Genomic DNA, 18,576 nt, shown 5'->3' on the forward strand with positions numbered 1-18,576 from the left:
GGTATGGATGGGGTGAGGAAAGCCGGAGCGGTCACTCCGCGGGCCCGCCGGAGTGCGGCGCGAGGTACGGAGCGAAGTGGGCGGGAACGGTGATGGGCAGGTCCAGCAGCAGGTAGCTGAGCGCCTTGCCATGGCTGTCGAGGTTGAGGGCGTCGTTCACGCCGCCGTCCAGCACGTCGTCCAGCACGAGGTTCATGGCGTGCAGCTGCGGCAGCAGGTAGCGCGTGACCTGGCGCGGGTGGCGCTGCGCGAAGTGGCGTGCGACGGCGGCCTCGGTGACCTGCTCGACCAGCACCGGCCACAGCGCGGGGTGCCAGGCGATGACGCTGATGTTGGAGCGGTTGCCCTTGTCGCCCGTGCGGCTGTGGGCCAGGCGGTACAGCGAGACAGTGAGCCCCCCCCTGAGGCGCTGCGCGCCTTCCCCCCTGGGGGGGACGCCGCCGGTGCTGCGGGGCGGCCCTTGCACGGCGGCCGCTGGCGCCGGTTGCGCCATGTTTTGGAGTTGCTGGCTGGGCGAAGCGTTGGGGGTGCTGGTCATTGCGGTGCCTCGCAGGGTTGCGTGCCGGGCTCGACCATCTCGTAGCGCACGGGCACGGCCTCGCGCGGCACCAGGCAGGAGACGGTGCCCAGGCGTGGGCGCAGCGCGGTGCGCACGCCGCCGCCGCCGGCCGGGCCGCAGGTGTAGAGCGCGGTCACCTCGCGCAGCAGGCGCTGGGCGCTGGCCTGGTCGCGGTGCTGCAGGGCCACGCGCAGGCGCACGTCGCGGGCGTCGCCGGCGGGTTGTTCGTCCAGCCAGCGGCTGGCGTCGTCGCCCAGGATGCTGGTCACGCCGATCAGGTCGATGCGCAGCGGGCCCAGGCCCTGCAGGCGCTCGCGCAGCACCTCGCCGGCCAGGCGGGCGCGGGCTTCGGCCCTGGCGCCGGCGTAGGAGATCTCGCCCTCGGCCAGCCAGCCCGACTCGAAGCACACGTTGACCTTGAGCGTGGCCGGCCGCGCATGGCCGCGCACGCCCTCCAGCCGCACGGCGTCGGCGCCCACGGCGGTCACTTGAGCCTGGGTGATGTCGGCCACCACGTCGGGCGTGAGGTAGGCGGCGGGGTCGTGCAGCTCGTACAGCAGCTGCTCCTTGACGGTGCGCTCGTCGATGCGCCCGCCCGTGGCCGGCGGCTTGGTGATCGTGCAGTGGCCGTCGGCGTCGATCTCGGCGATGGGGTAGCCCAGGCGGGCCATGCCGGGCACGTCCTTGTAGCCCGGGTCGGCAAAGTAGCCGCCCGTGACCTGGGCGCCGCATTCCAGCAGGTGCCCGGCCATGGTGGCGCGCGCCAGCCGGTCCCAATCATGAAGCGCCCAGCCGTAGTGCGCCAGTGCCGGGCCCAGGGCCAGGGAAGGGTCGGCCACGCGGCCGCAGACCACGATGTCGGCGCCGGCGCGCAGCGCCTCGGCAATGGCCTGCGCGCCGATGTAGGCGTTGGCGCTGACGAGGGGCTCGGTGGGCATGGCCTCGCCCAGCGCCTCCTGCAGCAGCGCCCGGTGCGCGGGCCCGCTCAGGTCGTCGCCTTGCAGCACGGCGATGCGCGGCGGGCGCATGCCCAGTTCGGCCGCCAGGGCCTGGATGCGGCGCGCCGCGCCCGGCGGGTTGGCCGCGCCGAAGTTGCTGACGATGCGCACCCCGTGCGCCAGGCACAGCGCCAGCACGGGGCGCAGCAGGTCGGCCAGCAGCGGCTCGTAGCCGGCGTCAGGGTCGGTGCGACGGGCCAGCTGGGCCAGGGCCAGGGTGCGCTCGGCCAGCGTCTCGAAGATGAGCACCGACGGCTGGCCGCTGGCGATGAGCGCCTGCACCACCGGCAGCGCGGCATCGGTGCGGTCGCCCGAGAAGCCGGCGGCGCAGCCAACCAGCAGGTTTGTGTTGTCGTTCGCCATGGCGTTCGCTGTCTCCTGGGCCCACTGTAGGAAGGCTGCGGTATTCTGTGAAATCGATTGTTCCGATCAATCCTTCCAAATAACAGATCAATCGGCCCGCAGCTGGCGGGCATATCGCACGACCCATGAACGCCGCCCACCTCTCCAGCCGCCAGCTCGACGCCTTCATCGCCCTGGCCGAGCAGCGCAGCTTCACGCGCGCGGCGGCGCTGAGCCACCTGTCGCAGCCGGCCTTCAGCGCGCTGATCCGCGCGCTGGAGGACGACCTGGGCCTGCGCCTGTTCGACCGCAGCACGCGCCACGTGCACCTCACGCCCGAGGGGCAGAACTTCCTGGAGTCCGCCCGGCGCATCCGCGCGGAGATCTCGGGCGCGCTGGCGGCCCTGCGTGACGCCGCCACGCTGCAGCGCGGGCGCGTGGCGCTGGCGCTGCTGCCGTCGCTGGCCGCCGGGTGGCTGCCGGGCGTGCTGGCGCAGTACCGGGCGGCGCACCCGGGCATCGAGATCGACATCGCCGACGTGCTGTCCGAGCCCTGCATCGACCGCGTGGCCAGCAGCCACGCCGACTTCGCCCTGGCCGCCATCCGCGCCGACACCCCGTCCCTGCAGGCCGAGCCGTTTTGCAGCGACGACTTCTACCTGGTCTGCCCGCAGGGCCACCCGCTGGCGCGCCGCCGCAAGCCCATCACGGCGCAGGACCTGGCGGCCTGGCCCTTCATCCACCTGGCCCGCACCAGCAGCGTGCGGCAGTACCTGGAGGTCGCCCTGCATCCGCAGGCCATGCACACGCTGATGGAGGTGGAGCAGCTGGCCACCGTGATGGGCATGGTGCGTGCGGGGCTGGGCATCAGCGTGGTGCCGGCACTGTCGCTGTTCCACTTCGAGCAGCCGGGGCTGGTGACGCGCCGGCTGCAGCTGCCCGGGTTGACGCGGCAGATCTACCTGGTGCGCCGGCGCGACGAGAGCCTGTCGGTGGCGGCGCAGGCGCTGTATGCGCTGGTGCTGGCGCAGCGCCCGCAGTGACGGGCGCAGAGTGGGTGCAGCTCAGGCGCGCTCGTCCAGCAGCGCGCCGGCCATCTCATCGGCGGTGCGCAGCACCAGCGCACTGGCCTTGAAGGCATAGGTGGCGGCGATCTGTTCCACGGCCTCGGCCTCCAGCGCCACGCCGGGCTGCTCGGCCTGGGCCAGCTGGGTGCGCACGCCGCCCGGGCGGGGCTCGGCCTGCTGCTGCACCTCCTGGCGGTGAAAGCCGGGCGTGTTCAGGTTGGCCACGTTGTGGGCGCTGCTGGCCAGCCGCAGCTGGGCCGCCTGCAGGCCGCTGGCGGCGGCGGGGAGGATGGAGGGCATGGTCCCCTTGTTATCGGCCGCTGGCGGGGCAACTGAAACGCTCTTGTTTCAATAGCTGCCATCGCTTGCTGGGAAAGGGCTGGAGGCATATTTCATGCAGATCCTGCCGGCGGGGCATGGGCTTGCAGCAGGCAGTCCTGGAACAGCTGCGCCGCGCGCGGCGCCTGGGGCGGGCGCCGCATCACGCTGACGAACTGGCACTGGTAGCGAAAGCGCTGGGGCTGCACCGCCTGCAGCCGGCCGCACCGCTCGAAGCCTTCGGCGTAGTGGTCCGGCAGAAAGCCCAGGAAGCGCCCGGACAGCACCAGCGTGGCGATGGCCTCCTGGTCGAAGCCGGTGGCGCTGCGCTGCAGGCGCGCCTGGTGGCTCAGCTCCATGTTGGGCGAGTGGTAGCCCAGGCCGGCGAAGGGATAGGCGCGCAGCGCGTCCCAGTCCAGCGCATCGTGCGCCGCGCCGAACAGCGGGTGGCCGGCGCCGCAGTACAGCAGCATGGTCTCGCCGAACAGGTCGGCGTAGGCCAGGCTCTGCGAGCTGCGGTGCGCGGGAATGATGCCCACCTGGTAGCTGCCGTCGATCACGCCGCGCTCGATGGCGTTGATGGAGCCCACGTGCAGCTGCAGCTGCACGTGCGGCGCCTGCGTGCAAAAGGCCGCGATGGCCGCGTCGATGCGCGCGGCCGGGTTGCTGGCCGTCTTGTCGAACACGGCCACCGCCAGCTGCCCGCCCATGCGCGCGTGGATGTCGTCCACGCCGGCCAGAAAGCCGCGCACCGAGGCCAGCAGGCGCAGCGTTTCCTCGTACACGCGCTGGCCCTCGGGCGTCAGGGCGAAGCCGGCGCGCCCGCGCCGGCACAGGGTCAGGCCCAGGCGCGTTTCCAGGTCCTTCACGTGACGGCTGACGGTGCTGGTGCCGATGTTCAGCTCCAGCTCGGCCGCGGCCATGCCGCCGCACTCGACCACGGCCTTGAAGACCTGCAGCAGGCGCAGGTCCATGTCGGAGAGCTGTCCCAGCACGGCGCGTGGGCGAGGGGTGGTCTTTACTTGCATGAACGAGCAAGTGAATGTGGATATTTGTTGCTTCAACGGATTATGGCGCCGGCCAACAATGCGGCCACCCGCCTTGCCTGTTCCCCTTTTTTTCTTCCTTTCTGGAGAGCGCCATGTCCTTTGCCGTGATCGACGAAACCACCAACGCCCCGCGCATGGACGCCGCCTGGCTCGACGCGCACTGGATGCCCTTCACCGGCAACCGCAACTTCAAGGCCAAGCCGCGCATGGTGGTCAGCGGCCAGGGCGCCTACTACACCGATGCGGAAGGCCGCAAGATCTTCGACGGCCTGTCGGGCCTGTGGTGCTCGGGCCTGGGCCATGGCCGCACCGAGGTGGCCCAGGCCATCGGCCGCGCCGCCGCCACGCTGGACTATGCGCCGGCGTTTCAGTTCGGCCACCCGGCTTCCTTCGAGCTGGCCAACCGCATCAAGGAGCTGACGCCCGCCGGGCTGGACTACGTGTTCTTCACGGGTTCTGGCTCGGAGGCGGCCGACACCTCGCTGAAGATGGCGCGCGCCTACTGGCGCGCCAAGGGCCAGGCCGGCAAGACGCGCCTGATCGGCCGCGAGAAGGGCTACCACGGCGTGAACTTCGGCGGCATCTCGGTGGGCGGCATGGTGGGCAACCGCAAGACTTTCGGCCAGGGCGTGGAGGCCGACCACATCCCCCACACGCAGCCGCCCGTGGGCTCGTTCCACAAGGGCATGCCGGACACCGACGGCCGCCAACTCGCCGACAAGCTGCTGGACGTGATCGCGCTGCATGACGCCAGCAACATCGCCGCCGTGATCGTCGAGCCGTTCTCGGGCTCGGCCGGCGTGGTCATCCCGCCCCAGGGTTATCTGCAGCGCCTGCGCGAGATCTGCACGCAGAACAACATCCTCTTGATCTTTGACGAGGTCATCACGGGTTTTGGCCGCTGCGGCGGCTGGACGGGCGCCGAGGTGTTCGGCGTGACGCCCGACATCATGAACTTCGCCAAGCAGGTGACCAACGGCGCCCAGCCGCTGGGCGGCTGCGTGGCCAGCAAGGAGATCTACGACACCTTCATGGCCGCTGGCGGGCCGGAGTACATGCTGGAGTTTCCCCACGGCTACACCTACTCGGCCCACCCGGTGGCCTGCGCGGCGGGCAACGCGGTGCTGGACATCCTGCACAAGGAAGACATGCCGGCCCGCGTGAAGGCGCTGTCACCCTTCTTCGAGAAGGCCGTGCACAGCCTCAAGGGCGCCAAGCACGTGGCCGACATCCGCAACTACGGCCTGGCCGCGGGCTTCACCATCGCCGCGCTGCCGGGCGAGCCCGCCCGCCGGCCGTATGAAGTCGCCATGAAGTGCTGGGACAAGGGCTTTTACGTGCGCTACGGCGGCGACACCATCCAGCTGGCGCCGCCCTTCATCAGCACCGAGACCGAGCTGGAGCGGCTGGTCAACGCCCTGGGCGACGCGCTGGCCGAAACGGCCTGAGAGTGCTTCGCTTTTGATAGCTTCCAGCGCTTGCTGCACAAGCGCTGGAAGCCTTCTTCATTGATGGGCATTGCAGGCTGGCCGAGGGGATTGGGCGTCTGGGCGGCAAAGGTGTTTCACCCCGGCACGGTCGGGGCGGCGTAGAGGCGCGGCACGGCCCGCTCCTACAATGCTTTCCCCTGTACCGCTCGCCACGCAGGGCCCCGGTGGCCCGGGCCTGGCGGCCGTGCAGCGCATCCCTTTTCCCGACGCTGGAGACGCCCGCATGCCCGACACCACGGCACCCTCATCCCCTTCTGCCACCGACAAGCGCGCCCTGCTGCGCCGCGCGGCCCTCGAGTACCACGAGTTTCCCCAGCCCGGCAAGATCACCATTGCTGCTACCAAGCAGATGATCAACCAGCACGACCTGGCGCTGGCCTATTCGCCCGGCGTGGCCGCGCCCTGCGAGGAGATCGTCAAGGACCCGGCGGCCGCCTTCCGCTACACCGCCCGCGGCAACCTGGTGGGCGTGGTGACCAACGGCACGGCCGTGCTGGGCCTGGGCGACATCGGCCCGCTGGCCGGCAAGCCGGTCATGGAGGGCAAGGGCGTCCTGTTCAAGAAGTTCTCGGGCATCGACGTGTTCGACATCGAGATCGACGAGAAGGACCCGGAGAAGCTGGTCGAGATCATCGCCAGCCTGGAGCCGACGTTTGGCGGCATCAACCTGGAAGACATCAAGGCGCCGGACTGCTTCTACGTCGAGCGCAAGCTGCGCGAGCGCATGAAGATCCCGGTCTTCCACGACGACCAGCACGGCACGGCCATCGTGGTGGGTGCGGCCGTGCTCAACGGCCTGAAGGTGGCAGGCAAGGACATCGCCCAGGTCAAGCTGGTGGCCTCCGGCGCGGGTGCCGCGGCGCTGGCCTGCCTGGGGCTGCTGGTCAAGCTGGGCCTGCCGCGCGAGAACATCTGGGTGACCGACATCGCCGGCGTGGTCTACCAGGGCCGGCCCGAGCTGATGGACGAGGACAAGGAACAGTTCGCCCAGGCCACCGACCTGCGCACCTTGAGCCAGGTGATCGAGGGCGCGGACGTGTTCCTGGGCCTGTCCGCCGGCGGCGTGCTCAAGAAGGACATGGTGGCCAAGATGGCCGCCAGCCCGCTGATCTTCGCCCTGGCCAACCCCAATCCCGAGATCGCCCCCGAGGACGTGAAGGAGGTGCGCGGCGACGCCATCATCGCCACCGGCCGCACCGACTACCCGAACCAGGTCAACAACGTCCTGTGCTTCCCCTACATCTTCCGTGGCGCCCTGGACTGCGGCGCGACCACCATCACCACCGAGATGGAGATCGCCGCGGTGCATGCCATCGCCGAGCTGGCCCAGGCCGAGCAGAGCGAGGTGGTGGCCGCGGCCTATGCCGGAGAGCCCCTGGCCTTCGGCCCTGACTACCTCATCCCCAAGCCGTTCGATCCGCGGCTGATGATGAAGATCGCCCCGGCCGTGGCCCAGGCGGCAGCTGACTCCGGCGTGGCCCAGCGCCCCGTGGCCGACATGGACGCCTACCGCGACCAGCTGCAGACCTTCGTGTACGCCTCCGGCACCATCATGAAGCCCATCTTCATGGTGGCCAAGAACGCTCCGGCCAAACGCGTGGCGTTCTCCGAGGGCGAGGAGGAGCGCGTGCTGCGCGCCGCGCAGATCGTGGTGGACGAGCGCATCGCCCGCCCCACGCTGATCGGCCGGCCAGCCATCATCGCCCAGCGCGTCGAAAAGTTCGGCCTGCGCCTGAAGCAGGGCGTGGACTACGACGTGGTGAACGTTGAGGACGATCACCGCTACCGCGACTTCTGGCAGACCTACCACCGCATGACCGAGCGGCGCGGCGTGACGGTGCCGATCGCAAAAATCGAGATGCGCCGGCGCCTGACGCTCATCGGCTCCATGCTGCTGCACAAGGGCGAGGTGGACGGCCTGATCTGCGGCACCTGGGGCCACACGGTGCACCACCTGAACTACATCGACCAGGTCATCGGCAAGCGCGCGGGCGCCCACACCTACGCCTGCATGAACGCGCTGCTGCTGCCAGACCGCCAGGTCTTCGTGGTGGATACGCACGTCAACTACGACCCCACGGCCGAGCAGCTGGCCGAGATCACCGTCATGGCGGCCGAGGAGATCATGCGCTTCGGCATCCGCCCCAAGGCGGCGCTGCTGAGCCATTCCAACTTCGGCTCCAGCAACCATGAAAGCGCCGTGAAGATGCGCCGCACCCTGGAGCTGCTGCGCGAGCAGGCGCCCTGGCTGGAGGTGGACGGCGAGATGCACGGCGATGTGGCGCTGGACGAGAAGGAGCGCACCGCCCTGATGCCGCACGGCACCCTGTCGGGCAGCGCCAACCTGCTGGTCATGCCCAACATCGACGCGGCCAACATCTCCTACAACTTGCTCAAGACCGCGGCCGGCGGCGGCATCGCCATCGGCCCCATGCTGCTGGGCGCCGGCGCCCCGGTGCAGGTGCTGACCCCCAGCGCCACGGTGCGACGCATCGTCAACATGACGGCGCTGACGGTGGCCGACGCCAACACCAGCCGCTAGAAAAGCACAAAAGGCACGCGCGCTGCCCGTTTTTTGGGCAGGCGCTTGCCTTTGTCCGCCCTTTTTGTCACACTACCGGGTCGAAATTTCGGGTTAACCCGAAGTTTTTGAAAGGTATCGTGGATGTTCAAGGCGGGTGCCCTTGCGGCGTGCAAGGCGTTTATGGCGTGCGCTGTGGGTGCTGCGGTCGTGCTGGCGCCGGTTGTTTCGTCGGCGCGCTCCTTTGCCGCAGCCAGCGTATCCATCGCCCTGTCCGACCTGCCCGCCCAGGGGCGCGCCACCTATGCGCTGATCCATGCGGGCGGTCCTTTTCCCTACGACAAGGACGGCACGGTCTTCGGCAACCGCGAACGGCTGCTGCCGATCAAGAAGCGCGGCTACTGGCGGGAGTACACGGTACGCACGCCCGGCGTGCGTCACCGAGGCGCCCGGCGCATCGTGTGCGGCGGCGCGCCGCGCACACCCGATACCTGCTACTACAGCGGCGACCATTACGCGAGCTTCCGGGAAATCACGCCGTGACCGCGCAGCCTCTGCCTGCTGCGGCCACGTGCGGCGCCCTGTGGGGCAGCCGCACTGAAATCACCCATCCGCCGGCGCATGCGTACAGCGTGCGCCGGCGCATGCCTGTTTTTGTGGACCTCTGAGAGAAAGAGCAACGGAGATGCAAACGCCACTTCGTAGTAAGGACCAGGAAGCCCTGTTACGCGCAGTGCGCCCCAACATCGTGCAGTCCATCCGCGCCTTCCGGGTGCACGACCTGCAGGAGACTGCGCGCACCCTGGGCCACCATTTCCTGTACGCCAACCTGGCGCACGCGCAGACCAAGCAGGACGTGCTGGAGCTGATCGCCTCGCAGTTCACCTTCCCGGCGCACTTCGGCAAGAACTTCGACGCGCTGTACGACTGCCTGACCGATCCGCTGCACAAGTGCGGCCCGCAGCCCGGCTTCGTGCTGGTGCTGGACCAGATCCCGGTCACGCCGAAGTTCGACAAGGAAGTGCGCGAGCAGCTGCTGGACGTGTTCCGCGAGGCGGCCGACTACTGGGCGGACCGCAAGATCGCCTTCCGCTGCTTCTATTCTTTTCTGTAGCCCGTTCCGCATCCGCCGGCCAGGCGGAACGGGCCAGCGAGACGCCCAGCAGCGTCACGCAACAGGCCATGAGCATCGAGATCCCCCTGGAAGGCGGCGACATGCCGCTGGACGTCACGCCGCTGGCGCTGCGCATGAGCAGCCCCTTCAACGCCAGCTACTGGCTGGCTGCAGCGTAGATCGGAACATCCCCCTGAGGGGCTTCGCCGCTTCCCCCTTCTCTCGAATGGCTGCGCCATTCGGGAAGGGGGACGACGCTGGTGGACCGGCGGAGCCGGATCCACGGCGTCTGCTGGTTTGGCGAGGTCGGGTGGTGAATGTCGATTCAAAATCGACTCTAGCGCTTATGGGGTAAGCGCTGGTAGCTCTTATTTTGGGAGCAAAGCTTGCGCCAGTGCCACGTATTCGTGGACGGGCACTTCCTCGGCGCGGCGCTGCATGTCGAAGCTGCCGGTGTAGCCGCGGGCCTGCAGCCAGGGAGCGAGGGCGTGGCGCAGCAGTTTGCGGCGCTGGCTGAAGGCGACCTGCACCAGCTCGGACAGCAGGGTCACGTCCACCGCCGGGGGCTGGGCCAGGGGCTCCATGCGCACCACGGCGCTGTCCACCCGCGGGGGCGGATCGAAGGCCTCGGGCGGCACGAACAGCACGTCCTCCATGGCATAGCGCCACTGCAGCATGACCGACAGGCGGCCATAGGCGGCCGTGGCGGGCGCGGCCACCATGCGGTCGATGACCTCCTTTTGCAGCATGAAGTGCTGGTCCTCGATGGCCTCCACGTGCCCCAGCAGGTGGAACAGGATGGGCGTGGAGATGTTGTAGGGCAGGTTGCCCACCACTCTCAATTTCGGAGCGCCCAGCGCTTGCGCCACTTGGGCAAAGTCCACTTTCAGCACATCGGATTCGATGACCTGCAGCTGGGGGTGCTGGCGCAAGCGCGCCGCCAGGTCGCGATCCAGCTCGATCACCGTGAGCCGGCCCAGGCGCTCCACCAGCGGCTGCGTCAGCGCCGCCAGGCCGGGGCCGATCTCCACCATCGGCTGCCCCGGGCGCGGGCCGATGGCGCGCACGATGGCGTCGATGATCCCGGCGTCGGACAGGAAGTGCTGGCCGAAGCGCTTGCGCGCGACGTGGGGGCGGCTGGCGGCGGACACGGGCTTGCTGTTGCTGGGGCTGCTACTGCGGGCCATCAAAGCGTGGGTGGCTCGCGGTATTCCACGTAGGCACGGGCGCGCGCCTCCTGCAGCCAGTTGGCAAAGGCCTCGTCGAGCTTTTTCTCGCGCACTGCGTCGCGCACCATGTCGCGCTGCTCGCGCTGGGTCAGCTTGGCCTCGCGCCGCTCCAGCAGCTGGATCAGGTGCACGCCGAAGCGCGAGACCACCGGCTGGCTGATCTCGCCGGGCGACAGGCTGTTCAGCACTTCCTCGAACTCGGGCACATAGCGTCCGGGCGAGGCCCAGCCCAGGTCGCCGCCATTCTTGGCGCTGCCGTCCTGCGAATACTCGCGCGCCAGCTCGGCGAAGTCGGCGCGGCCGCTGGCCACGCGGTCGCGCAGCTCCTCCAGCCGCTCGGCCGCCTGGCGCTCGGTCAGGCCCGGCTGCAGCCGCAGCAGGATGTGGCGCGCGTGGTTCTGCACCACCATGGCCGGCACGGCGCCGGCGCGGCTGCGCTCCAGCACCTTCAGGATGTGGAAACCCGCGGCCGAGCGCACCGGCCCCGCCGTGCCGCCCACGGCCGTGCCCTGGGTGGCGCTCACGAACAGCTCGGGGTAGCGGTCGGCCGGGCGCAGGCCCAGCGCGCCGCCCTGGCTGCCCTCGGGGGCATCGGAATACTGGCGCGCCAGCGCGGCGAAGTCGCCGCCGGCCTGTAGCTGCTCGGCGACCTGGCGGGCGCGCTTTTCGCGCTCCGCGGCCTGGACGGGGGAGGCGTCCTCGGGCACCCGGATCAGGATGTGTCCCAGGTTCAGCGCGGTCGCGGCCGGGCCGGCGGCCTGCTGCTGCTGCTCGCGCAGGTACTGGTCCACGTCCAGCTCGCTCACGCGCACGCGCGACTCCACGTCGCGCTCGCGCACACGCAGGGCCAGCAGCTGGCTGCGCAGCTCTTCGCGAAAGCGCTCGCGGCTGATGCCGTCGGCGGCCAGGCGGCGGTACATCTCGTCGGTGCTGACACTGTTTTGCCGCGCCACGTTCTCGGCCGCCTGGTCGACGGCCCAGTCGTCCACCTTGATGCCGCTGTCGCGGGCCAGCTGCACCTGTACCTTCTCCATGATCAGACGCTCCAGCACCTCCTTGGCCATGGCGCCCGGCGGCGGCAGGGCCTGGCCGGCCATCTGCTGGGCCACGCGCTCGGCGCGCTGGCGCACCTCGTTGTTGGTGATGGGTTCGGAGTTGACGACGGCCACGATGTAGTCGGCGGCGCGTACGCCGCCGGCAGGCGCACTGCCCACCGGCAGGGTGCCCGTGCCGGAGGGCAGGCGCAGGCCCTGCGCCTGTGCGGGCACGCTGGCCAGCGTTGCTGCGAGGGCCGACAGGCAGGCCAGGCCCAGGGACAAAGCGCGGTGTTTCATGGCGGAGTCAGGGTGCGTTCTGGAAAGGGGCGCCGGCTGAAAGGAAAAAGGGGCGCCGGCAGGCAGCCGTCAATCGTACTGGGTGAAGCGGCTGGGCTGGGTGACGTTTTCGCGCAGGTACTGGTAGCGCGGCACGTGCTGGCGCAGGGAGGCCAGCGGGTTGGCGCCCAGCGACAGGCGCGACAGGCCGATGAACTCCAGCTGGAACATGATGCGCGTGCTGGAGGAGGTGACGCTGCGCTGCAGCCGCTCCAGCACCACGCGGCCGATCCAGCAGCAGCTTTCGTATTCGAGGCCGACCACGGTGTCCACCAGCTTGCGGTCCTGCAGGCTGTAGTTGAGCCGGCCCACGCTGTACCAGCGCCCGGCGTCCTGGCTGGGCGCGCTGCGGCGGTCGCCCCACAGGTCGTTCAGCGGCCACTGCCAGCCCACGTCCAGCTGCTTGCTGGGCTCGGTGATCAGGTCGGTCACCTTCTGCGCGCGGTAGGCGGCGCTCACGGTGCGGTAGGCGCCGGGCGAGTAGCGCGCGCCCACGGTGGTGCGCATGGAGCGCCCGTCCTTGGGGTTGTACTGCACGGTGCTGTCCAGGCTCCACTGCGGCGTCCAGTTGATGCCTGCGCCCAGCAGCACGTCCGACAGCCGATCGGTGGCGGGCGTGCCGCCGGGCATGGTCACCCGCTGGTCGGAAAAGCGCAGGCGCTGGGCCAGCCCGAAGCGCGCCGCTTCGGCGCCGCTGTCCGGGTCCAGCAGCCGGGTGGTCACGCCCAGCGTCAGCAGGTTGTTGTCGGCCAGGCGGTCGTTGCCGCCGAAGGCGTTCTCCGTGTAGATGGAGGCGAAGTTGAAGTCCGTGGCCGCCGTGTCGTACACCGGCAGCAGGCTCTGGTCGCGGTAGGGTGTGTAGGTGTAGAAGGCGCGCGGCTCCAGCGTCTGCAGAAAGCCGCGGCCGAAGAAACTGGCGTCGCGTTCGAACACCAGGCCGCTGTCCAGGCTGAACGTGGGCAGGGTGCGCGTGGCCGAGCGCTGGCCGTTGGCCAGGGGCGCGTCGAACTCGTAGCTGGTGGCGTGCAACTGCAGCTTCGGGGTGATGAAGCCGGCCGGCGCCAGGAAGGGGCGGCTGACCTGCGCCAGCGCGTAGCTGCGGCGCGCGTTGGGTTGGGCGTAGAAGCGCCGGTCGGCCGAGAAGTGCGTGTAGTCGGCCTCCACGCTGGCGTCCAAGCCGGCGGGCAACTGGTTGGGGGCGTAGCGCCAGTGCAGCTGGGGCAGGCGGTCGTACGGTGGGGCGATGGGCGCGAACGGGTCCTGCAGGGTCTGCCACTTCAGGGTGCGCAGCGTCACGCTGTGGTCGCCCCGGCCCCAGTTCAGGCTGGCGTCGCCGGGCAGCAGGCGCTCTGCCAGCTGCGTCTGCGTGCCGCCGAAGCCGCTGCCGCGCTGGGTGAAGTCGCGCCAGTAGTCGTCGTCGCTCACGCGGCGGATGTTCAGCGACAGGCCCACGCCGCCCACGGGGGTATCGAACACGCCGTTGTGCTGGCTGCGCCAGGCCCAGCGGTCGCGGTCGCGCAGGCGGTCGCCGGGCATGTACTGCGCGCCCAGCTCGCCGCTGTAGGTGGGTTCCAGGTAGCGGAACTCGCCGGCCAGCGACACGCCGCGGCGCGTCATCAGCATCGGGGTGATGGTGGCGTCGCGGTTGGGCGCGATGTTCCAGTAGTAGGGCTGGGCGTATTCCACACCGCTCACGGTGTCCAGGCCTACGGTGGGCGGCAGCAGGCCGGACTTGCGCTTGTCCGACAGCGGGAAGGTGATGGAGGGCACGGGCAGGATGGGCACGCCCTTGAACTCCAGCACGCCGCCCTCGGCGCGGCCCACTTCCTCGGCCTGGTCCAGCTCGATGCGGCGCGCGCGCAGCACCCAGTCGGGCTGCCAGCTGGCCTCGTCGGTGCGCTCGCAGGTGGTGTAGGTGGCCTCGTGCACCACGGAGTGGTCGCGGTCGATGAAGTCCACGCGCGAGGCCTCGCCGTGCGCGCCGTTGGCCAGGAAGCGGTAGCTGGCCTCGTTGAAGAAGCCGTGGAAGGCGTCCACCTCCATGTCCAGCAGCGAGCCTGCATAGCGGTTGCCGGCGCGGTTGATGCGCACGTTGCCGCTGGCGCGGGCCCGGTCGGCTGGCACGTCGTAGTGCATGCGGTCGGCATGGATGATGGTGTCGCCGCGGCGCAGCTCGGCGTTGCCCTCGATGGTGGCCTCGATGTCGGGCTGGCCCGACAGCTGGTCGCCGCGCACGAAGACCGGCTGCTGCGCGCGCACGAGGGGCGGCAGCTCCTCCTGCAGTGCGGGGCTGGACTGCAGCGGCGGGGCTGGCTCCTGCTGGGCCAGGGCGCCCAGCGGCGCGCCGCACAGCACCAGCGCCGCCAGCCGCGCAAGCGCGTGGCGCGCCGGCAGGCAGGGTGGAGACGAGGGCGGGGAAGGACGCGGGCGGTGGAGCAGCACAGGCAGCAGCGGCGAAGCGGGCGGAGGCGGGTTCTAAAATTCGATTATCCATGAGCGACTTGCCCGACTCCTCCACCGCCCCGGCCGCAGCGCCGCCGCCCGCCCGTGCCGGCGTGACCTGGGACGACCCTGCGCGCCAGCAGGCCTTCACCGTCTGGCTGGGCGCCATGGCCGCGGCCTACCAGCTGCAGCCGGACAGCCTGCGCCCGGCCTCCAGCGACGCGAGCTTTCGCCGCTACCTGCGCGTGGACGGCCCGGGCGGCGCCACCTTCATCGTCATGGACGCCCCGCCGCAGCGCGAGGACTGCCGCCCCTTCGTGCACGTGCAGGCGCTGATGCAGCAGGCCGGCCTGGCCGTGCCGCGCATCCTGGCGTGGGACGAGGCGCAGGGCTTCATGCTGCTGACCGACGTGGGCCGCCAGACGGTGATCGAGCTGTTGCGCGAGGACGACCTCCAGGCCGCCCACGCCTGGTACCTGCAGGCCGTGGACGTGCTGCTGGACTGGCAGCGCGCCACGCAGGCTGGCGTGCTGCCTCCTTATGACGAGGCATTGCTGCACCGCGAGTTGCAGCTGTTTCCGGATTGGTACATCGCGCGCCACCGCGGCGTGGCCCTGAGCGACGCCCAGCAGGCCGTGCTCGCGCGCACCTTCAACGCCATCGTGGCGCACAACCTGGCCGCGCCGCGGGTCTTCGTGCACCGCGACTTCATGATGCGCAACCTGATGGCCGGCCCGGACGGCCGCCTGGCGGTGCTGGACTTCCAGGACGCGGTGCTGGGCCCCGTCACCTACGACATTGCCAGCCTGCTGCGCGACGCCTTCATCAGCTGGGACGAAGAGTTCGTCATCGACATCACCGTGCGCTACTGGGAAAAGGCGCGCCGCGCCGGCATCCTGGGCGCGGCCAGCAGCAGCGGCTTCGGCCAGGATTTCGGCGAGTTCTACCGCGCCGTGGACTGGATGGCGCTGCAGCGCCACCTGAAGGTGGCCGGCATCTTCGCGCGCCTGACGCTGCGCGACGGCAAGCCGCGCTACCTGGCGGATGCGCCGCGCTTCATCCGCTACATCCGCCAGACCGCCGGGCGCTACCGCGAGCTGTCGCCGCTCTTGCGCCTGGTCGACGAGATCGAGGGCACGCAGGCCGCCACGGGCTACGCCTTCGGGCGCGTCTGAGTCTGACTATCTAAGCCAAATCGGCCTCCAGCGCTTGCCAGTCAAGCGCTGGTAGCTATTGTTTCAAGAGCAAATGCCACGTTTTCACTGCCCCCTGCCCCTGGCCGCCGGCGCGCGGATCGCGCTGCCGCCCACGGCCGCGCGCCATGTGCAGGTGCTGCGCCTGCAGCCGGGCGACGCGCTCACGCTGTTCAACGGCGAGGGCGGCGAATGGAGTGCCACGGTGGCGCGCATGGGCCGCTCCGACGTCGAGGTGACCGTGGGAGCGCACGCGGCCGTTGAGCGCGAGGCCGCGCGCGCCGTGCACCTGGCCGTGGGCATGCCGGCCAACGAGCGTATGGACTGGCTGGTGGAAAAGGCCACCGAGCTGGGCGCCGCCAGCATCCAGCCCATCGCCGCGGCGCGCAGCGTGCTCAAGCTCTCCGGCGAGCGTGCCGCCAAGCGCCAGCAGCACTGGCAGGCGATCGCCGTGGCTGCCTGCGAGCAGTGCGGGCGTAACCGCGTGCCGCCCGTGGCCGCGCCCCTGGCCCTGGCCGACTGGCTGCGCCGGGGCGGCGCCGAGGGCACGCGCCTGCTGCTGTCGCTGCGCGATGGCAGCCGCCCGCTGCGACAGGCTGCCGGCGACGCCGGCCCCGTGTGGGTGCTGCACGGCCCCGAGGGCGGCCTGACGGAGCAGGAAGAAGAGGCCGCCCTGGCCCGCGGTTTCGCCCCCGCCAGCCTGGGTGCGCGCGTGCTGCGGGCCGAGACCGCTTCGGTCGCCGCGCTGGCCGTGCTGGGGCTGGCCTGATGCCCCTGGACGTTGAGCTGGACGAGGGCGCGGACCTGGGGGCCGGCCTGGGCGCCGTGGCCGATTTCTTCCGTGACGGCTACCTCTTCGGTGACGCCGCCGCCGACGCACCGCTGCTCGGGCGCATCACACGCCAGCAGGCGCTGACCCAGGCATTGAGCGGCCTGTTCCACGGCCCGGCGGCGCTGGTGCAGCTGCGCGTGTGGGTGTTCCTGCAGCTGGCCTCGCAGGGCGACGCGCAGTGGCCGCGCGAGCGCGTCGACGAGCTGTTCGCCGCCCTGCGCCCCGAAGCGCTGGACACCGTGCTCAAGCGCCTGCGCGACGTGGCCCTGCTGGCCTGGGACGAGACCCAGCGCACCTACGCCCTGCCGCCCCTGGCCCAGCGCGTGGCGGGCCTGCTGGCGCCCCTGGCCGCCGAGACGGCCGAGGAGGGTGACGCCGATGGCGGCGAGCTGGCCGCGCTGCTGGGCCAGGTGGTCGGCGCCAACCAGCTGGGCAGCGTGGACGCCGCCCAGGTGCAGCTGCTGCACGCCCAGCTAGCGCGGATGCACGGCGAGTTCGCCGATGCCATCGCCAGCGGCTCCGAGTTCCGCCTGCGCGAGGCGCGCAAGCGCTACGACCGCGCCGCCGTGCTCATCGACCGCGCGTCGGACGCCATCAGCGCCCTCATCGGCAACGCCCAGGGCCACCTGCTGCTGGAGCGCGCCGCGCGCGGCCTGGGCCAGGCCCAGTCGCGCCTGCTGGCCATGGCCAGCCAGTTCAACCGCGCGCTGCAGCAGGTGGACCGCCAGCGCGTCACCCTGGGCACCACCGGCCTGACCAGCACCGACGTCAGGCGCTGGCTGCAGGCCGCGCCCCAGCTGCCGCGCCTGCTGGACGGCGCCCTGGCCCAGCCCACGCAGCTGGCGACCCTGGCGCCGCACGAACTGCTGGACGTGGTCGAGGCCGAGTTCGAGCGCGACCGGCCCCAGGCCAACCAGGCCGAGGCGCTGCCCAGCGCCCAGGCCGCGCCCGCCGGCCAGCTCAGCGCCGTGGCCCTGCCGCGCGAGCTGGGCGACCTGAATGCACTGCTGGCCGCATGGGCCGGCGATCTTGCCAACAACGACGCTGGCGCCGACGCCCGCAGCGCCGCCGACGCCCTGCTGGGCCCGCGCCCGGCCGCCACGCGCTACGCCCAGCTGGCCTACAAGGCCCAGCTGCTGCCCCTGCTGGGCGACCCGCAGGCCGCCGTGCTGCCGGGGCTGACCGGCGAACTGGCGCGCCAGCCGTGGCGCATCGAATGGCAGGCCGAGGCCCAGGCGCTGGGGCACGACCAGGTCGAGCTGCTCAGCCGCGGCCGGCTGGTGCCGGCGACCAACGACAGCCCCCCGCGCGCAGAGGAATTGAACAATGGATGACGCCGCCCTCCTGACCGCCGAACTGCTCACGCGCCGCTGGCTGCCGCGCAGCCACCCGCGCGTCAAGCGCGCCCTGGTCGACGCCGAGCTGTTCGCCCAGGTCGAGCAGCGCCTGGGTCAGTGCGGCCTGCGCTGGATGGACAGCATCTACGCCGACCACGTCAGCGTCGCCCTGCTGCCGGCCGCGCAGAACACCGTCATGGGCGAGGCCGGCCTGAACGGCAACAACAACCTGGACCTGCCGCGCGACGCCCAGGCCCTGCTCATCGTGCTGTGGGCGCTGATCGTGCTACCCAAGCGCGAGCGCCAGACCAGCCGCGTGGAAGAGGCCGACGCCGGGCAGAACGACTTCTTCCCCGGCGCCAAGCCCCTGCCGCAGGCCGCCAGCGTCAGCCCGCTGGTGTCCTACAAGGCGCTGCTGGAGGACTACGGCGCGCAGCTGGGCAAGAAGCTGCGCCTGGACACCAACCTGAAGCTGCTGGAGCGCCACGGCTTCATCGTGCGCCGCCAAGACGAGATCGCCGAGGGGCCGCTGCTGGATGTGCTGCTGGACTACGACGTACTGGCCCCGCGCATCCTGGACGGGGCGCTGGCGGACGTGCTGGCGCGGGAGCGGGCGGCAGAAGAGTCTGAATCAAATCGCCCTCCAGCGCTTGCCAGTCAAGCGCAGGCAGCTATCAATACAGAAGCAAATGCGGCGCAGGAGGACTGACTC

At 70.7% G+C, this 18,576-nt stretch carries 16 protein-coding genes; 9 read left to right on the forward strand and 7 right to left on the reverse strand.

What is annotated here, in order from left to right:
- Positions 1 to 31: 31 nt before the first annotated feature.
- Together RT282_RS01770 and RT282_RS01775 are read right to left on the reverse strand one after the other, a co-directional pair.
- A complete protein-coding gene (locus RT282_RS01770; RefSeq protein WP_313312572.1) occupies positions 32 to 382 on the reverse strand; it encodes a hypothetical protein in 351 nt (116 codons plus the stop codon).
- Between the two features lie 152 nt (positions 383 to 534).
- Positions 535 to 1,920, reverse strand: a complete 1,386-nt coding sequence (locus RT282_RS01775; RefSeq protein ID WP_313311437.1) for an acyclic terpene utilization AtuA family protein — start codon at positions 1,918 to 1,920, stop codon at positions 535 to 537.
- 125 nt (positions 1,921 to 2,045) lie between these two features.
- Here RT282_RS01775 and RT282_RS01780 point away from each other — a divergent pair, with 125 nt between their 5' ends.
- Positions 2,046 to 2,942, forward strand: a complete 897-nt coding sequence (locus RT282_RS01780) for a LysR family transcriptional regulator (protein ID WP_313311439.1) — start codon at positions 2,046 to 2,048, stop codon at positions 2,940 to 2,942.
- A 21-nt stretch (positions 2,943 to 2,963) separates the two neighbouring features.
- On the opposite strand, the gene RT282_RS01785 is transcribed toward RT282_RS01780, so the two are convergent.
- Together RT282_RS01785 and RT282_RS01790 are read right to left on the reverse strand one after the other, a co-directional pair.
- A complete protein-coding gene (locus RT282_RS01785) occupies positions 2,964 to 3,266 on the reverse strand; it encodes a flagellar basal body protein (protein ID WP_313311440.1) in 303 nt (100 codons plus the stop codon).
- A 92-nt stretch (positions 3,267 to 3,358) separates the two neighbouring features.
- Positions 3,359 to 4,312, reverse strand: a complete 954-nt coding sequence (locus RT282_RS01790) for a LysR family transcriptional regulator (RefSeq protein ID WP_313311442.1) — start codon at positions 4,310 to 4,312, stop codon at positions 3,359 to 3,361.
- Positions 4,313 to 4,425: 113 nt separating this feature from the next.
- Here RT282_RS01790 and RT282_RS01795 point away from each other — a divergent pair, with 113 nt between their 5' ends.
- The 4 genes from RT282_RS01795 to RT282_RS01810 all read left to right on the forward strand — a co-directional run bounded on the left by RT282_RS01795 (position 4,426) and on the right by RT282_RS01810 (position 9,458).
- On the forward strand, positions 4,426 to 5,781 hold the full coding sequence (locus RT282_RS01795) for an aspartate aminotransferase family protein (RefSeq protein WP_313311444.1): 1,356 nt from the start codon (positions 4,426 to 4,428) through the stop codon (positions 5,779 to 5,781).
- A gap of 265 nt (positions 5,782 to 6,046) precedes the next feature.
- A complete protein-coding gene (locus RT282_RS01800; RefSeq protein ID WP_313311445.1) occupies positions 6,047 to 8,365 on the forward strand; it encodes an NADP-dependent malic enzyme in 2,319 nt (772 codons plus the stop codon).
- 123 nt (positions 8,366 to 8,488) lie between these two features.
- Positions 8,489 to 8,887: a ribonuclease gene (locus RT282_RS01805; RefSeq protein WP_313311446.1), complete on the forward strand. Its 399-nt coding sequence runs from the start codon at positions 8,489 to 8,491 to the stop codon at positions 8,885 to 8,887.
- A 142-nt stretch (positions 8,888 to 9,029) separates the two neighbouring features.
- Positions 9,030 to 9,458: a barstar family protein gene (locus RT282_RS01810; RefSeq protein ID WP_312302499.1), complete on the forward strand. Its 429-nt coding sequence runs from the start codon at positions 9,030 to 9,032 to the stop codon at positions 9,456 to 9,458.
- Between the two features lie 368 nt (positions 9,459 to 9,826).
- Here RT282_RS01810 and rsmA read toward each other — a convergent pair whose 3' ends face one another.
- The 3 genes from rsmA to RT282_RS01825 all read right to left on the reverse strand — a co-directional run bounded on the left by rsmA (position 9,827) and on the right by RT282_RS01825 (position 14,502).
- The gene (rsmA, locus tag RT282_RS01815; protein WP_313311448.1) at positions 9,827 to 10,645 is read right to left on the reverse strand and encodes a 16S rRNA (adenine(1518)-N(6)/adenine(1519)-N(6))-dimethyltransferase RsmA; all 819 of its coding nucleotides are present in this window, start codon (positions 10,643 to 10,645) and stop codon (positions 9,827 to 9,829) included.
- Positions 10,645 to 12,021: a peptidylprolyl isomerase gene (locus tag RT282_RS01820; protein WP_313311449.1), complete on the reverse strand. Its 1,377-nt coding sequence runs from the start codon at positions 12,019 to 12,021 to the stop codon at positions 10,645 to 10,647. The genes rsmA and RT282_RS01820 overlap by 1 nt, the downstream gene beginning before the upstream one ends.
- 69 nt (positions 12,022 to 12,090) lie before the next feature.
- Positions 12,091 to 14,502: an LPS-assembly protein LptD gene (locus tag RT282_RS01825; protein ID WP_409519429.1), complete on the reverse strand. Its 2,412-nt coding sequence runs from the start codon at positions 14,500 to 14,502 to the stop codon at positions 12,091 to 12,093.
- 50 nt (positions 14,503 to 14,552) lie between these two features.
- Here RT282_RS01825 and RT282_RS01830 point away from each other — a divergent pair, with 50 nt between their 5' ends.
- From RT282_RS01830 to RT282_RS01845, 4 genes are all read left to right on the forward strand, one after another.
- Positions 14,553 to 15,677, forward strand: coding sequence for a phosphotransferase (locus RT282_RS01830; protein WP_313311450.1), 1,125 nt, complete (start codon positions 14,553 to 14,555; stop codon positions 15,675 to 15,677).
- Positions 15,678 to 15,750: 73 nt separating this feature from the next.
- On the forward strand, positions 15,751 to 16,464 hold the full coding sequence (locus RT282_RS01835; RefSeq protein ID WP_313311451.1) for a 16S rRNA (uracil(1498)-N(3))-methyltransferase: 714 nt from the start codon (positions 15,751 to 15,753) through the stop codon (positions 16,462 to 16,464).
- Positions 16,464 to 17,861, forward strand: a complete 1,398-nt coding sequence (locus RT282_RS01840; protein WP_313311452.1) for a hypothetical protein — start codon at positions 16,464 to 16,466, stop codon at positions 17,859 to 17,861. The genes RT282_RS01835 and RT282_RS01840 overlap by 1 nt, the downstream gene beginning before the upstream one ends.
- Positions 17,854 to 18,573, forward strand: a complete 720-nt coding sequence (locus tag RT282_RS01845) for a hypothetical protein (RefSeq protein ID WP_313311454.1) — start codon at positions 17,854 to 17,856, stop codon at positions 18,571 to 18,573. Before RT282_RS01840 ends, RT282_RS01845 begins: the two co-directional genes overlap by 8 nt.
- The last annotated feature ends 3 nt before the right edge of the window (positions 18,574 to 18,576 follow it).

It is taken from the genome of Pulveribacter sp., from assembly GCF_032079985.1.
Lineage (GTDB): Bacteria > Pseudomonadota > Gammaproteobacteria > Burkholderiales > Burkholderiaceae_C > Melaminivora.

What these genes read in the sequence shown, in the direction of transcription:
- RT282_RS01775 (WP_313311437.1), bottom strand. Translation starts at nt 1,920, where the DNA reads ATGGCGAACGACAACACAAACCTGCTGGTTGGCTGCGCCGCCGGCTTC.
- RT282_RS01780 (WP_313311439.1), top strand. Translation starts at nt 2,046, where the DNA reads ATGAACGCCGCCCACCTCTCCAGCCGCCAGCTCGACGCCTTCATCGCC.
- RT282_RS01785 (WP_313311440.1), bottom strand. Translation starts at nt 3,266, where the DNA reads ATGCCCTCCATCCTCCCCGCCGCCGCCAGCGGCCTGCAGGCGGCCCAG.
- RT282_RS01790 (WP_313311442.1), bottom strand. Translation starts at nt 4,312, where the DNA reads ATGCAAGTAAAGACCACCCCTCGCCCACGCGCCGTGCTGGGACAGCTC.
- RT282_RS01795 (WP_313311444.1), top strand. Translation starts at nt 4,426, where the DNA reads ATGTCCTTTGCCGTGATCGACGAAACCACCAACGCCCCGCGCATGGAC.
- RT282_RS01800 (WP_313311445.1), top strand. Translation starts at nt 6,047, where the DNA reads ATGCCCGACACCACGGCACCCTCATCCCCTTCTGCCACCGACAAGCGC.
- RT282_RS01805 (WP_313311446.1), top strand. Translation starts at nt 8,489, where the DNA reads ATGTTCAAGGCGGGTGCCCTTGCGGCGTGCAAGGCGTTTATGGCGTGC.
- RT282_RS01810 (WP_312302499.1), top strand. Translation starts at nt 9,030, where the DNA reads ATGCAAACGCCACTTCGTAGTAAGGACCAGGAAGCCCTGTTACGCGCA.
- rsmA (WP_313311448.1), bottom strand. Translation starts at nt 10,645, where the DNA reads ATGGCCCGCAGTAGCAGCCCCAGCAACAGCAAGCCCGTGTCCGCCGCC.
- RT282_RS01820 (WP_313311449.1), bottom strand. Translation starts at nt 12,021, where the DNA reads ATGAAACACCGCGCTTTGTCCCTGGGCCTGGCCTGCCTGTCGGCCCTC.
- RT282_RS01830 (WP_313311450.1), top strand. Translation starts at nt 14,553, where the DNA reads ATGAGCGACTTGCCCGACTCCTCCACCGCCCCGGCCGCAGCGCCGCCG.
- RT282_RS01835 (WP_313311451.1), top strand. Translation starts at nt 15,751, where the DNA reads ATGCCACGTTTTCACTGCCCCCTGCCCCTGGCCGCCGGCGCGCGGATC.
- RT282_RS01840 (WP_313311452.1), top strand. Translation starts at nt 16,464, where the DNA reads ATGCCCCTGGACGTTGAGCTGGACGAGGGCGCGGACCTGGGGGCCGGC.
- RT282_RS01845 (WP_313311454.1), top strand. Translation starts at nt 17,854, where the DNA reads ATGGATGACGCCGCCCTCCTGACCGCCGAACTGCTCACGCGCCGCTGG.